Origin of the sequence: Parabacteroides sp. AF14-59 (genome assembly GCF_003479515.1) — a bacterium.
Taxonomy (GTDB): Bacteria; Bacteroidota; Bacteroidia; order Bacteroidales; family Tannerellaceae; genus Parabacteroides; species Parabacteroides faecis.
The window spans coordinates 120,326-135,889 of the sequence record NZ_QUHH01000014.1 but is presented as its reverse complement, the minus strand read 5'-3'; the positions used below and the strand labels follow the sequence as shown (position 1 = coordinate 135,889).

Annotated in this window: 13 protein-coding genes; 3 read left to right on the top strand and 10 right to left on the bottom strand. The window is 37.8% G+C overall.

Annotation, left to right across the window (positions count from 1 at the left end; genetic code table 11):
- Positions 1–95: 95 nt before the first annotated feature.
- The 10 genes from DWW23_RS15850 to DWW23_RS15805 form a co-directional block, all read right to left on the bottom strand.
- Positions 96–314: a TIGR04149 family rSAM-modified RiPP gene (locus DWW23_RS15850; RefSeq protein WP_233564360.1), complete on the bottom strand. Its 219-nt coding sequence runs from the start codon at positions 312–314 to the stop codon at positions 96–98.
- Positions 315–477: 163 nt separating this feature from the next.
- A complete protein-coding gene (locus DWW23_RS15845; protein WP_158583199.1) occupies positions 478–819 on the bottom strand; it encodes a LytTR family DNA-binding domain-containing protein in 342 nt (113 codons plus the stop codon).
- 22 nt (positions 820–841) lie between these two features.
- Positions 842–1,048 (bottom strand): hypothetical protein, encoded by a 207-nt coding sequence (locus DWW23_RS15840; RefSeq protein WP_147382621.1) that lies wholly within the window; start codon positions 1,046–1,048, stop codon positions 842–844.
- Between the two features lie 75 nt (positions 1,049–1,123).
- The gene (locus DWW23_RS15835) at positions 1,124–3,823 is read right to left on the bottom strand and encodes a glycosyltransferase (RefSeq protein WP_233564359.1); all 2,700 of its coding nucleotides are present in this window, start codon (positions 3,821–3,823) and stop codon (positions 1,124–1,126) included.
- Between the two features lie 21 nt (positions 3,824–3,844).
- Positions 3,845–5,482, bottom strand: coding sequence for an alpha-1,2-fucosyltransferase (locus DWW23_RS15830; RefSeq protein ID WP_122354245.1), 1,638 nt, complete (start codon positions 5,480–5,482; stop codon positions 3,845–3,847).
- An 18-nt stretch (positions 5,483–5,500) separates the two neighbouring features.
- The gene (locus DWW23_RS15825; RefSeq protein ID WP_122354244.1) at positions 5,501–5,857 is read right to left on the bottom strand and encodes a DUF3244 domain-containing protein; all 357 of its coding nucleotides are present in this window, start codon (positions 5,855–5,857) and stop codon (positions 5,501–5,503) included.
- Between the two features lie 119 nt (positions 5,858–5,976).
- On the bottom strand, positions 5,977–7,710 hold the full coding sequence (locus DWW23_RS15820) for a tetratricopeptide repeat protein (RefSeq protein WP_233564358.1): 1,734 nt from the start codon (positions 7,708–7,710) through the stop codon (positions 5,977–5,979).
- A 205-nt stretch (positions 7,711–7,915) separates the two neighbouring features.
- The gene (locus DWW23_RS15815) at positions 7,916–8,614 is read right to left on the bottom strand and encodes a glycosyltransferase family 32 protein (RefSeq protein WP_122354242.1); all 699 of its coding nucleotides are present in this window, start codon (positions 8,612–8,614) and stop codon (positions 7,916–7,918) included.
- 11 nt (positions 8,615–8,625) lie between these two features.
- Complete coding sequence (locus tag DWW23_RS15810; protein WP_122354241.1) at positions 8,626–9,786, bottom strand: 6-bladed beta-propeller; 1,161 nt, start codon at positions 9,784–9,786, stop codon at positions 8,626–8,628.
- A gap of 73 nt (positions 9,787–9,859) precedes the next feature.
- Positions 9,860–10,729, bottom strand: coding sequence for a glycosyltransferase family 2 protein (locus DWW23_RS15805; RefSeq protein ID WP_122354240.1), 870 nt, complete (start codon positions 10,727–10,729; stop codon positions 9,860–9,862).
- Between the two features lie 298 nt (positions 10,730–11,027).
- Here DWW23_RS15805 and DWW23_RS15800 point away from each other — a divergent pair, with 298 nt between their 5' ends.
- The 3 genes from DWW23_RS15800 to DWW23_RS15790 all read left to right on the top strand — a co-directional run bounded on the left by DWW23_RS15800 (position 11,028) and on the right by DWW23_RS15790 (position 15,309).
- Complete coding sequence (locus tag DWW23_RS15800; RefSeq protein WP_122354239.1) at positions 11,028–11,621, top strand: HU family DNA-binding protein; 594 nt, start codon at positions 11,028–11,030, stop codon at positions 11,619–11,621.
- A 265-nt stretch (positions 11,622–11,886) separates the two neighbouring features.
- The gene (locus tag DWW23_RS15795; RefSeq protein WP_122354238.1) at positions 11,887–13,197 is read left to right on the top strand and encodes an ATP-binding protein; all 1,311 of its coding nucleotides are present in this window, start codon (positions 11,887–11,889) and stop codon (positions 13,195–13,197) included.
- Between the two features lie 42 nt (positions 13,198–13,239).
- Positions 13,240–15,309: a cation:proton antiporter gene (locus DWW23_RS15790; RefSeq protein WP_122354237.1), complete on the top strand. Its 2,070-nt coding sequence runs from the start codon at positions 13,240–13,242 to the stop codon at positions 15,307–15,309.
- Positions 15,310–15,564: the final 255 nt, after the last annotated feature.

The window sequence follows — 15,564 nt, the reverse complement described above, 5'->3', positions numbered from 1 at the left end:
AAATAATAATAAATAATAGTATTAATGCATCATAAATGGAGATTTTACCTGCAACAAATGATTTAATTGATTGCAGGTAAATCCAAATAAAACAATTAATAATGTTCGTTCCTTGAAGCAACTTCGTCCTGCCCCTTTTGACAAGCATCTATATCTCCAACACATCCGCATCTGCCAATGCATCCACATCCCCCTTTTAACGCATTCATTTTACGCCGTTCTAATTCATCTTTACTGAATTGATTCAATTTGATTTTACCTAATTTCTTCATATCTTTTAAATTTAAGTTTATATTAATTACAATAGTAATCATTCACCTTTGATTTATCAAATTAATTTCAATCTTAACTCCTAAACGCATGATTTATCATCCTGAGCGCACTATCCTTGAGGATATTTCAAGGGAATTAGATACATAAATGGTTATTTATTTCAGAGATACAAATTATCTACCACCATTTTTGCCCATATTAGGTCTACAAACGAAAAGCATCACGAACTATCTTCTCTCGCCGTTCGCTTATCTTATATTGAACACCATTCTTCATCATAACCCAATATGATGTCTGTTGATAAATAATACGATCAACATGCTTCATGTTTACAATCACTTGCCTATTTACCTGAATAAAATATTCTTTTAATGATTTAGCAACAGATTCTAAAGAACATTGCACAAGGAATTTTCTCTCTTTCAAATAAAAACAGATAAATGGCTTATCACATTCCACTACTAATAAATCCTCATAAGAAGCTTTTGATAGATTTCCTTTATTGGAGTAAATAAAGAAATCCTCTTTAAAATCGAGTATATTCATTGTCATATATTATTCATTATTATTAATCGCTTATTTCTTTCCATCGCTGACTTTCTTGATGATTACATGGAATAAAAATATCAACTAATGGATATTTTCGTTCCTTCTCAGGAGGCGACTCTATATAATCTCCATAACAACGCTGTAAATAAGCGTGATAACTAACTGGAACAGAATAAAGATTTCCTTCAAAACAGGCTTCATCCAACATTTCTATTTCATCAATCATAAGCATTTATATTTTTCTCACATTCCATTTATATACATTTTGATTATTTACTATTAGGAAATACATGTAATCAAACTAATACGTTAACTTTATTTCGTAATCAGTTTTATACAATTCTTTTATTTCCTCTATACGATTCTGATCTGTTAATTGAAACTCCACAGAAGTTTCATTCGCAGATTTTTTCAAAACAGGCACACCCAGTTCTTCCAGAAACTGATTCAATTTATGGATCGGAACGATATAATCCACATCTTCCAGACGATAGTAATCCGATTGCCTACGGATATGTTCGTCCTGATAAACAGGATTACTTTTACCCAGTTCAAACCGGACAAACTCCATAAAACGATCAAATGAATTATCTTCATACAGAGCCAAATACCGAAAATAAAAACGATTCGCTTTCTCGAGACAAAAGTGTTTGTAGCAAGAGACCAATCGTTCAACAGGATCTCTCCAAACAGCAAATTTTATCATTTTACCAGACTCTTCCTCTTTTTCCTGCATCTTTGAAACCGGACATAAATAGGGACTCGCATCTTCATAGCCAACCAGGCTATGAGCGCCACCCTGATTAGGATAAAAACCATAAAGAGATGATGCAAGTACATTTCTCAAATGTGACGATGCATTTTTCGCTATTATCACAAAAGCCATATGATAGCTTTCCATCAAGCAAAAATAATTAGCCAGAAAAGGAGTCCTGGCATGCATATCCGATGGCAGATAAACTCTATTTTCATATTTCAGAGCTACATCTTTCCATGTTTGTATATAATGTTTCAATTGATCTTTATACATGCCACAGACTTTGAGAAATTCTTCACGGCTCTCTTTTTCTAGTCTTGAACTATAAAAACGTGAATTTTCATAGCGATAATGAAACAAATGATATAAAGCTCCAGTTACACGCGAAACCGGCAATCCTAATATCTCCATCCGCTTTACACGTTCCAGATCCTCCATTCCCCAACCATAAAAATGTTCATTTTCCCCTCCTGCCTCCAGGTAATTATCTTTATGTACAAGAAAAGCACCACCAACAGAATGAATAAAACAATCAGAATGCTCTTTTCCTTTCAGAAATTCGATCAAACGGTTGTCGCGAAAAACAAAACTGTCCTCCATTGAACATAAATTGAAACGTCCGTCATAAGGGAAACTCATCACCGCTTTCCTATTCCGAATATCGGCTATAGAAGAATCTATTTGATCATCCGGTACTATTACATCAGTATCCCATATACCGACAATCGTTGTATCAGCTTCACGCAATAATTCATTCAGGTATTTCGTCCGGTAAAAAATGGGGTTATCATCTTTCACAAAGCGATATGTCACATTCGGGTAATTTCCAGGCACTTTATATTTGGAATCCTTATCGGCTTCCAGTACTATTATTTTACTCTGCTTACGTTTTGATAACTGATCTAAAACCACATCAAGGTTTTCCTTCCGTTCGGAAGAATCGATGCGGACCGGAATTACGAACGTAACAATATCATCTAACGATTCATCTATTTCATTACAGTTTATACAGGTAATTTCTTTCTCCCCCAATAAGCATTTTGTCCTCTCCGGAAAGATACCCAGAGCATCTATTCTCCGAAGATCTTTCAATAAACTGTCATCTATTATTTCAATCTCTTCCAGACGATCCAGAAACTGGATTAAGTTTTGTTTATTAACCAGAGTGACCGTACTCTCTTCCTGAACATCTACCCGAAGTGTCAAATAATGTATCCAACCATACAAAGAATCTTTTTGTTCTTCATTCCAATTTATACTAAGAGTTGACAAACGCGTATCCAATTCCGTCAATATCTCATTTTCTTCACCTTTAGCAAATTTGTTACGCAAAATATATATAAGACCACATCCCAAGCTACAATAACTACATTCCTGCCCTAAAGATGGAACGATTTCCACATCATTTTCCAATAATTGCTCTAATAACTCATCGGCTTGTTTTTCGTAAATTACATCTCCGGTATGACTCGCATAAGTATACAATGCTATAATTCGCCCAATCTCCGGAATACCGACAGTCCACTCGTCCGGCATTTGCTGATTAGTGTTCTTATATCGGTTTATAAACTCAATCTGATATTTACGGCGTACATCATACGCATATGCTTTCTGTTCATCTCTATGCAACTGGGAAATCTGAGACGCATGCCAACGGCACATCATCAATATATCCGGCAAATTTTCTACCTTCCCCGATAATGCCAGCCGTGACATAAGATCATAATCTGAAGAATAGACATATTTTTCATCATATCCGTCACACTTTCTCATCACATTAGTCCTTATCATCAATGAAGAGTGCAAAAAAGTATTATTCTGAAGCAAATCGATCATCAATTGTTCATGTGAAGAAGGTAAAGGCCTTTTCATTTCCGGCTTCGAGAAAACAAAATTTGTTCCTATTCCCAAAATATCCGGATGAGTTTCCAGATACTTATATTGGAGTTCAAACCTTTGGAGATAAGCTACATCATCTGCATCCATGACACAAATATATTTCCCAACAGCGATTTCCAATCCTTTATTACGGGAAGGATAGTTTCCCATATTATACTCATTACAAATCAGAACAATACGTTCATCTGCATAAGATTGAATAATAGCCAATGAATTATCAGTAGAGGCATCATCTATAATAATAAACTCAAAACGACCAAAGGTCTGATGCAGTATACTATCAATTGCTTCATGAAGATATTTCTCTTCGTTAAAGACAGGCATTATGACGGATATATCGATCATGGTATTTATAAGTTTACATTATTATAAAAGTTTTATCCAACTAACTTTTGACTCAGGCGACAACCTCATAAGTTCCTTCCCTGCCATTCCCATCAAGCCTGGTGTTTCTCCTAATTTTATTGCAGAGTATCGTTCCTGATTGATCTTAGCAGCCTTTTGCATCAAAGCATCTCCCGCATATTCTGAAAAGAATAAGTAATAACCCAATAATTTATTTACTTGCAGGGGATATAGCTTCAGAAATGATAATTCATATAATTCAGATATAATATCTTCATTATTAAGCAAAGAGGCCAGCCGCTTATTTTTCAACAAATTCAGCAAATAAAACAAATTCAATTTATTCTTTTTTGTCCGTTCATTTTTCGGATCAATATATTTTCCCGATAAGCGAAACCGATAATAACGTACCAACCCTAAAAGATTACTTTCCCAATCAACCCCATTATGTTCCTGCGCCAGAATATCATCAAACAATAAATCAAAATCACAGAGTATCTCATTGATGTCTCCACTAATGAAGTCATTTTGATACAAATATTCTATAGCGTTACCTATACCGGATAATCCATTCGCATAGTCTATAGATGTCTGTAAATTCACCTGAGAAAAAATCTCCGAGATCAGGTTTATTGCTATATTTTCATAAAATCCATCCTGACGAATAAATGCATAATGGAACAAGAAAACAACAACCCCCATTTTCCCATAAAAAAGTCCGTTTTGCTCTATCGATATCTTATTTTTCTCCAAACTCGAAACAAAATCATTCTTTACATAGCCTTTCGGATATATGGTAATCCATTCATCCGGATGGATTTCCGGAGTGAGCATTGTATTAAAACAGCGATAAGGTGCTATAACTATTTTATCTCTACTCCCATTTAACCAAGCCCCCCACCAGCTAAATGTACTATTGGCTATAATATTATGACGGCACAAAGACATTAAATACATATCTTGCCAACTATCGTCTCCGTGATTCCAGTCGACAACAACGCAATTCTCCAAATGCAAATTCGATTTCACCCAATCAGGATCATCACTAAAACAATAAAGAGGTAAATTATTACCTGCATGGTTGCGGATCATAATTAAAGCCTCCCTATAATAATCGACCGTACAAATATTGATAAACATATCTGCATGAGATGAGTCCAGATAATCACCACGCCGGACATGAAGAGCAATAGCTTTCTGCAATTTCAATTTTTCTGCTAACTGCCTGGTTGGCCCGTTTAACAGATTGCTGTTAAAGGAAAATGCTTTTCGAACTTTAGGTTTAACATTATCAAAAGAAGTTTCAGTCTGCCAATATCCTATACAAATCGTAACTAAAAAACCATCTAATGAAATAGAAGGTCTACATGCAAAATCTTTCTCCCACACATACTGTATCAAAGATGGAGGCAAAGATTTTATATGAGTCATTAACTCTTCCGATGCAAAATCAGAGGCAGGGATATTAAAAATATTCTCCAATTCGTAAAAATAACCCGTTTTACCCGGAGCATCTTTGTCCCTATACAAGAACCCTTCATGCTCCGGATACTTTGATCGCATACTCAACAATAACGCATAGTCAAACATTAGGTTTCCCAAACGTCCCTGCATCATAATGATAAAAGTCGGCTTCAGATTGGATGCATTTTGTGGCATATTCTCTAATGTGTTCCACTACATAGCAAAATCTCCCACCAAATAACCGTATTCATGATTTAAACGAACCTGATACGTTCCGGTTATCTCACTCAACGTAAAATGAACGGTTTCTCCGGAAGAGATGGTTATGCATTCTTCAAGGATAACTTTCCCCTCGGCGTCTACCACTGTAATCGTTAAATCAGATAAAGAATCTGCACTATATATAGATAAAACAGATTCGTCTATGGATACCTCTGGTACTTTGGGAAAAATTGTTCGGATTCTATCATCCCCCCATCTTCCTTTTACATGCACACTGTCGCTTAATGCTACTTGCGGGAACATTCCCGTCATTAAAATAACTAAAACAAAAAACAGATAGTTTTTCATGGTGATAAAATTTATTGTTTTCCGTCAAAAGTAAAAACAACACCACAAACAACCAAAGCTTTTACGTAACGAGAATGTAACAAACAAAAGCACACCTAATAATCAGCCACATACACAAATCACAAAGAGGAAATACACTTATCAAAATCCTTTGCTGTTCCTTCTTGCTGAGTTAATTTTTTATACAGTCGTTTCCGATTAAGGGAGACGGCTTGACTGGTCATAGACAATAAAACGGCTATACGACTCACTGGAATGTCCAATTTGGTCAAACAACAAACTTGTAACTCCACCTCAGAAATACTAGGATACACCATTTTTATTTTATAAGTAAAATTAGGGTACAACACGTGATCGATCCATTTAACAATCTCAAGCCATTGTTCGCAATCCAATTTTTTCCATTCCTTACAGATCCCCTCATAGATGTCGGATGTAAAAAATGTTTGAGTACAGCCTATCGAACCGGAAGTATCTCCTGCAATTTTCTTATTGACAACTTCCAACATCATATCCAACTGCATTTTCAAATCATCTGCAACTTCCGCTTTTCGGCTCAATTCAGCTATTGTTGCATTCCGTTCAGCCAGATATTGCTGACTATCCCTGTATTTTTGCTCTTGAAGACGCAACGACTGATTTAACTGTTCTTCTTTTTTCTTCTTTTCTTTAAACAAATAAAAAACAATACAAACCACCAACAACAAAAAGAAAAAGGTTATTCCCAAAAATCTATACAAGTAATTGGTTTTGCGATCGGCTTCCTGCCTATAAGACTCTTTTTCTTTTTCCACATGCTGATAATCATACATATTTTGCAGTCGGCTCAAAGACTCCTTATATGTTTGTTTTTCAACCGAATCACGTAAAGTTTCGTATTGCTCCAGAAAGAACAAGCAAGTCTGCAAATTCCCCCTATATTTTTCCAACTGTGAGAGTGAATGATATGTATCTTTCAACGTATATACATTTGTACTTCTACGACAAAAAGACAAATAATGGTAAGCCGAATCTATTATTCCTTGCTTAAGAAACAGATCACCTAAAGTCAAACTTACCAAACATGAATCATCGGTTGTTTGTGTCAATGCAGAAGCTTGCCTTGCATAAAATACCCCTTTCCCGTACTCTCCAACCCGACCATACGCATCTGCTAATTCATTGGATATATAAAGTGCATGAGAACCGGAAGTATATGGCAAAGCTTTCGAATAATAAGTGATCGCGCTATTCAACTGATTCTCGCACACATAAATACGAGCTATATTTCGAAGAGCCATAGATAAACTGACTGTATCTTCATCCTGTAGAAAATAACCGGCAGCCTCTTTCTGAAAATCCAAGGCAGGTTGATAGAGCTCCTGATAAATATACAACGTACCCAAATTGGCACATAATCGTCCCAACCAATAAGGTTCATCCAAATTTTTCCCAACCTTATACGCTTTCAAATAATAATCTTGTGCTTGGAGGGCATCATTCAAATCATAGAATACATTTCCACAATAATAGTACGCCAGCATCTTCCGATCTTCCCGATCCGTTTTTTCATAATAGTTAACGGCTATCTGTATCAATGAATCGGCTGTATGTTCTATTCGATTCTTGTCCTGTGCTTGCGTATACAACAAACACCAAAGAGCATTTTGCTCCTTTGACATATCTTCCCGATGTGTTATACTATCTAAAAGTAATAAGGCACTATCGGGTCTTTCATTCATATATCCCTCTGCCTCTTTCAATAAAGGGGAGATATTTGTATTTCTGCTACAAGCTACCAAACAGAACAGCAGCAGAAGATTTAGTATTAGCTTAAGTCTATTTGCCATACACAACTGTTTTACAGAATGCAATATAGAACTTTATTTTCAAAAGATCAAAAGAAATTAATACATTCATGAAGACATTGGTTATGTCCAAGTGCATGTAAGACCTGATCTATATGGCTAATCAATAGACTGATAATAGTTTTTCAGGATAATAACATTCTAAAAAATCCCCCCAATTAAGCTACAAAACCAACTATACTCATCAAGATCTTGTACTCTTCGTCCATAATTAACTATACCAAGAACCATAAAAATAGTGGATTGCCACAGCATCTTGTAACTTTCGTTTCAATTCTTCATCCGACATATACCCTTTAATACAAAGGGCTACCTCATTTTTCGTCAATGGCGAAATGACAGAAGCTGGTAATAACCTGACCTTTTCCTTGAAATCGTAATTGTCATATACCCGGGTCAACATATAGGGACCGGTCGTCTCCAGTACATAATTAAACTTATCGTTCATGTCATACTGAGCCGGATCATCCGACAATAAATGTTCCAATATTACTTTAAAGAGAGGATGCTTGGCCTCTACAGCCATAAAAGCGTTGGTCACAATATGGGATTTATTGAATATACGGGCATGTTCTTCCGGGTCGGATGCCAAACAACAAGACTCATTCTCCAACAAACCATCCAACGGTTCTATACATTCATAATCCAAATCCGCATAAACTCCCCCATATTCATACAATATCAAATAACGAATCATATCCCAACGCTGGACAGCATACCGGTAAGCTTCATAGACTTTCATATATTCGGTATGTGCGGACATAAAAGAATTTATTTTCTCTCCATCCCAAAATATATACATCCAATCAGGATGTTGTTCTTTCCATGTTTGGGACACATCTAATAGAAAATTAGGAGGAGGCCCATCTTTACCCTCCCAGACTTGGTGTATAATTTTAGGTATTAGCATATTTTGTTATATTAGTTTTTAATTTCAGCAAACATAATGATAGGGTTATCCTCTTCGTCTGATTGTTCAACCAAAGACTTTAGTTCTCCTGACAATTTGCCCTGTTTCAAACGCTTTTTCAATTCAGGCATTTCCAAAATATCAAATACCAAATTATCCCGATTCGTACCCCAGGCCAGAACATAATCATCCAGATCCCGGTTACGGATCTTTACCCTTGAACATTCCCCAGATTCTTTATCTACCCAATAGGTAAAATTTGACATTGGAATATCATTAATCAATACACTGGCAAACCGGGAGGATTCAAATTGCAGATACGGGACCGTTTTCACCTTATCCTCATCCGTCTTCAAAGGACTTTGGATGTATATAGGATCCACCATATTATTTTTTGTATTATAAGCATATATGGTATCACTTGTCGATACACATAAATAAATACGGTCTCCTAATTTATTGATCCTAGAAAAGGCTCCGATATTCACCATCAAGTTTTGGGTATTCGTCAGTACTCTCTTTTCCAACAAGACATGGCCAACTTTTCCATCTCTCAAAGAAATCGTAAAAGCCCGAATGTCATTCGTGATATCATTCGTCGAACAAACAGCCAGAGAATCGTTCAAAACATAAAAGCGATCAAATCTTTCTTCACACTTTACACTTCTCAGATACTTCCCTCCATAAGTATAGACCGAGATTCTTTGCTGCGCCACATCTAACAAAAACAACTCTTGCGTCTCTTCATTTACGGAGAAAATACCACCTAAGGTAAACTCGAAGGGAGCTGCTCCACGTTTTCCTATATTATTCAAGAAAGTTCCGTCCAAACCGAATCTGTAAATATTTTCTCCAAAAGAGAGAAACAAATCTTTGTCGGTTAAGAAAATACCGGAAAAACCCCATTTACGCGGGATAAGGCTCTTCGTATCCGTCCCTAATTTCAAATAGGAGACTTTGGCTATATCGTTAATCTCAATTTCACGTTCGTTTTTATTCGACTTATCGATTAAAAAAGGATAAGAGATTTCCGCTTGAACCTCTACACTATCACATGCAGTCTCCTCCACTGACGCTTTTCTATTTCCACAAGAGAATAGCAGAAAAGAAAAAACGATTAAACATAGGCAATTTACAATCCGATTTAATAAAAATCCATTACTCTGTTCCATAAAATCCAATTTTATATAATTATCTTAATTCCAACAGACTGATATCATACTCACTCATCACACTATCTATCAACTACTTAAACACAATATCACCTCTTTCCAGTAAACCCGATATTAATTCGTGCATAAAAGGGAACAAGGTATTCGATGAAAAAAAACCTTCTTCTCCTAATTCATCCAAAGCAGGCAGAAAGCGATTCATCAAAACCGGATAATATTTACTATCCTCTTTTACTAATGAGATGAAATATTCTACCATTTCTAATCTTATACGCCCAGCTGCCTCTTCTGATTCTGCTAAATACTTAATACTTGTCTGTTCCGGATAAGTTCTATATAAAGTGAATACTTCTGGAATATTGGCTATTTCTCCTATTTGAGCAATATCCGACCATAATTTATAATCAGCAGCAAAAGAATAACCATACGAATACCTCAAGTTATGTTCAATCAGCACATCTCGCCGGATAAATCCGGTTGGATTCATCATGGGACAATGAATGATCATTGTTTTTATAATATCCAAATGAGTTAACGGTGCTTTCATTAATCGGGAATACATTCCAAAAGAATACATATATCCACCACATACGACAATATTGGGATTATCTTCCATATATTCATATTGCACTTTCAGCCTATGGGGCAACATAAGATCATCATGGTCTAATAAAGCAATATATTTTCCTTTGGCTATATAAATTCCATGGTTAAGAGTTTTAATAAAATCATGTGTACATGATACATATTTTACACGAATGTCTGTATAGCTTTTTATGATCTCAGAACTTTTATCAGCAGAACCATCATCCAATAACAAAATTTCAAAATCCGCCAAAGTTTGCCCCAGAACACTATCGACAGTCTCCCTTATAAATTTCTCTGAATTATAAACAGGTATTAATACAGATACTAGTGTCTTGCTTTTATCGCTTACAAGCATTAAGAATTATTTTTCCGCAATTTATATAAAATCTCCATATAATGAACCTCTATAGCGCAGTAATTCCTTTCTATAGGAGAGAATATCATTAATATATGCTATCTCCGGTACAATTCCTTCCATTCCGTATTATATTTGTATTCGTACGTTTTTGCGTTTGATATATATCAAACGAATAAAACACATATATGCTTCTTTCGTTTGATGATTGATTTCCTTTCGTTCAATGATTATTGAATGAATGGGTGTATGGGATGAAAATTTGTTTTGGCTGGTATTCATTTAAAACAAGATAGTAATGAGTTTAAAATTCGGATGGTACAAAACACCGGTCCCGGGAGACAGGGAAGACAAGGAGATTCCGCATGCACGGATCATTTCACAGGGTACGCTCGATACAAAGTACATGTGCAAGATGATCTCGATGTCGAGTACGATCTCGTCGGCAGACGTAAAAGGGGTATTGGAAGCGCTTAACTACTGGATGGGGTTTCACCTGGCGGAAGGGAATAGTATCGAACTGGACGGACTGGGATATTTCACCCCCACGCTGAAAAGCCGGACAGTAACGGATGAAAACGACAAACCCAAAGTCATCGCAGAAGCTGACACCGTTAGTTTCCGTTGCGCAACCTCCCTGAAAGAACAGGTAAGGGAAGCCGGACTGGAACTGGTGAAAAAGGCGAAAACAGAAAAACTCACACAGGAACAACGGCTGGAGAATATTATGAAAGAGGTGAATAAAAACAAATGTATCAACTGTAGTACCTGCGTGCAGATAAATCATTACAGCCGGTTCATGGCTCTGAAAGATCTGAAACAACTGATAGACAGCAACAAGCTGGTTCAGATCGGCGGAGGGAAACAAACGATGTATATTCGGTCATTGTAAATCTGAAATTTCGCGGCGGCGAAAATAACCGCCGCGAAATTTCAGATTCAAGCCAAATCACTTTTGCCATATACATATTCTTTTCAGCAAATATAATTATTTAATTCGAATTATTCGATTCAAATAATACAGATTTAACCGTTTCACAAGGACATACTGCCATTTTGTCGCCGTAAAATTTGTTATTCTACATCCTTTCTTTTACCTTTGTAACAGCCGTTAATGTAATAGCCATTAAATTAACAGGGATTAAATTAAGACGCGCATGAAATTTTACGATCGAAAAAAAGAGTTAAAGCTACTACAGGATATCAATGAGCAATCACGTAACAGCGCTTGTTTTACAGTGATGGTTGGCCGCCGCCGTATCGGCAAAACGGCTTTACTGCTCGAAAGCGTAAGGGGAAAGAAGTTTCTGTACCTCTTTGTTTCCCGCAAAAGTGAAGTACTTTTATGCGAACAGTTCCAACAGGACATCAAAGAAAGCCTGGAGCTGGATATATTCGGCCGGGTGGACAACTTCCGTACCTTATTCGAGCAATTGATGATTTACGCTACAAAAACTCATTTCACACTGATTATCGATGAATTCCAGGAGTTTGACAATATAAACAGCTCCATTTTCAGCGATATCCAGAATATATGGGATAGATATAAGGAAGAAGCTAAGGTAAACTTCATAGCTTGCGGATCTATTTATTCCATGATGAAAAAGATTTTTGAAAACAATAAAGAACCGTTGTTCGGACGCCTGACATCTAAAATTATACTAAAACCATTCAATGTTTCTACGATAAAAGAGATACTAAAAGATTACAATCCGGGATATACGCCCGAAGATCTGCTGGCTTTTTATCTTATAACAGGAGGGGTGGCTAAGTATGTTGCCTTACTGATGGAAGCAGGTGCTACCACATTCAACAAAATGATTCACTATACGGTGCGGCCTGATTCTCCGTTCCTGTCAGAAGGACGCGATCTGCTTATTTCTGAATTCGGACGTGAATATGCAACCTATTTTTCCATCTTGCAATTAATAGCTTCAGGTAAGACAGCGCAAAACGAGGTAGATTCGATTATAGGAAAAAACACAGGGGCTTATTTAGCTAATCTTGAAAAAGAATATTCCCTGATAAACAGAAATAAACCGATGTTTTCAAAACCGGAAAGCAGAAACAGCCGCTGGTGCCTGAATGATAATTATCTGATGTTTTGGTTTCGTTTTATATTCCCAAACCTGTCTATGATTGAACTGGGGAAAAACGGTATGCTTGAAAAATTCATCTTAAAAAACTATGAACAGTACAGCGGGTATATCCTGGAACGCTATTTCAGAGACAGGATTGCTGAAAGCGAAGATATTACGGACATCGGCAATTATTGGGACAACAAAGGAGAGAATGAAATCGATCTTATCGCCCTCAACCGTTTTGAAGGGAAGGCATTGATAGCTGAAGTTAAGCGAAATCCAAATAAGATCAATATAGCTCGCCTATATGAGAAAGTTGCCTCCATAAAAAAACAATTATCGCATTACACATTGGAAATAAAAGGCTTGTCAATGCAGGACATGTAAATTGTCAAACAAAAACATTGAATAAACTAAACCTCCGTCGATATGATTCTACTCTCGAACATAGATTTCACCCTTCCACTGGCTGATCCGGTATTGAAGTTTTTACTGATACTGTTGATCATCCTGGCGGCTCCGCTCCTGTTGAACAAGCTCAAAGTTCCGCACCTGCTGGGACTGATCATAGCCGGAGCTATCATCGGGCCTAACGGTTTTAACCTTGTCCTGCGTGACAGCAGCATCATTCTTTCCGGTACGGCCGGTTTACTTTATATCATGTTCCTGGCAGGACTGGAGATAGATATGGGGGACTTCAAGAAGAATAGCGGAAAAAGTCTTGTCTTCGGAATGTATACTTTCCTTATCCCCATGATATTGGGGACGGCGGTGGGACTATGGGTCCTCAATTTCAGCATGGAAACCTCCGTATTGCTTGCCAGTATGTTCGCCTCGCATACATTGATCGCTTATCCGATTATCAGCAAGCTGGGGATCAGCAAAAATAACGCGGTCAGTATTACTGTCGGGGGAACCATGATCACGGATACACTGGCGTTATTGGTATTGACCATTATTGTCGGAATGGCAACAGGGAATGCCGACGACGCTTTCTGGATACGTTTAGGGGTTTCCATCGTTATATTCGCTCTGATAGTCCTGCTGGTATTTCCTTTTATCGGACGGTGGTTCTTCAAACGGGTACATGATAATATCTCACAATATATTTTCGTGCTGTCGATGGTCTTTTTCGGAGCATTCCTTGCCCAATTGGCCGGGATGGAAGCGATCATCGGCTCTTTCCTTGCCGGGCTGGCACTGAACAGGCTGATACCGCAAAGTTCACCGCTGATGAACCGTGTCGAGTTTGTCGGGAATGCCATTTTCATTCCGTTCTTTCTGCTGAGCGTCGGCATGCTGATCGATTACAGAGCTTTCTTTACCAGTTTCGAGACGATTAAGGTCGGCATAGTGATGATCGTTGTCGCTACGGCAGCCAAATACGCCGCTGCCTGGCTGACGCAAAAGACATTCCGGCTGTCGGTCGATCAGCGAAGCGTCATTTTCGGATTAAGCAATGCACAGGCGGCAGCAACTCTCGCGGCTGTCATGGTCGGATACAATGTGATCCTGGGAACGGATGCCAACGGGGAACCGATACGCCTCCTGAACGAAAGTGTTCTGAACGGGACGATCCTGATGATCCTGGTGACTTGTGCAATAGCCTCTTTCTCTGCACAAAAAGGGGCACATAATATTGCCATGAAGGAATCCGAAGAAGAAACGGAAGAGAATGAAACGAAGGATGAACATATCCTGATCCCTGTCAGCAATGAAGAGACGGTAGAAGAACTGGTCAACCTCAGCCTTGCCATTAAATCGAAAACAAATACCAGCGGCCTGTACGCCCTGAAAGTTATCGACAACCAGAACTCGGACGATAAGACACAGAAATCATCCAAACGGGTATTGCAAACGGCTGTCGATACGGCAGCAGCCACCGATACACGACTGAAAGGACTGCTTCGCTACGACCTGAGCATTTCCAATGCGATCACCAGTGTCGTGAAGGAACGGGAGATAACCGACCTGGTTCTCGGACTTCACAAGGAAAAAGATATTCCGGCTGCATTCCTGGGGAATATCGTTGAAAACGTATTACAGCATAGCAGCGTTACCACCTTTATCTACAAGCCCGTACAACCGTTAGCAACCATCAAACGCCATCTGATCATCCTGCCTGACCAGGCCGAAAAAGAGATCGGCTTCCTGGCGATCATGAACCGGGTATGGAACGTATTGCAAAATGCCGGAGCCAAAGTTGTATTCTATGGCTCGGAGGATACGCTGAAAGCAATCAAAAAAGTATTTGCCAAAAGAGCCGGAGAAATATCATACGTGAACTTCAGTGACTGGGATGATTTTCTGATCGTATTCCGGGATGTAAAAGCCAACGACAGCATGTGGGTAATCTTCAGCCGGAAAGAAGGCTTATCTTACGACCCCGTCATGCCACGAATCCCCGGATATCTGAACAAGTATTTTCAGGGTAACAGCTTTGTTCTTATTTATCCTATACAAGCCGGAATCGACGAAGGAACCAGGTACCTGACCTAATAAGAAAGATATTGTAAGAAAAACCATAAACGGAAGAACCAGAGCCCTTGTTCTTGCAGAACTCATGCACATTAAACAGTGCAAATGTAACGTTTTTTATTCACAAGTGTATCTTTTTTATAAAAAAATCACATACATGTTATACAACAGCAAAAAACGCGCCTTTTTAACATAAATACCCCTAATCCGAGTCTTCCCTTTTAACATTAAGAAAATATTTGTAATAATTAATCCCTAAAATACCATAGTTCTGCA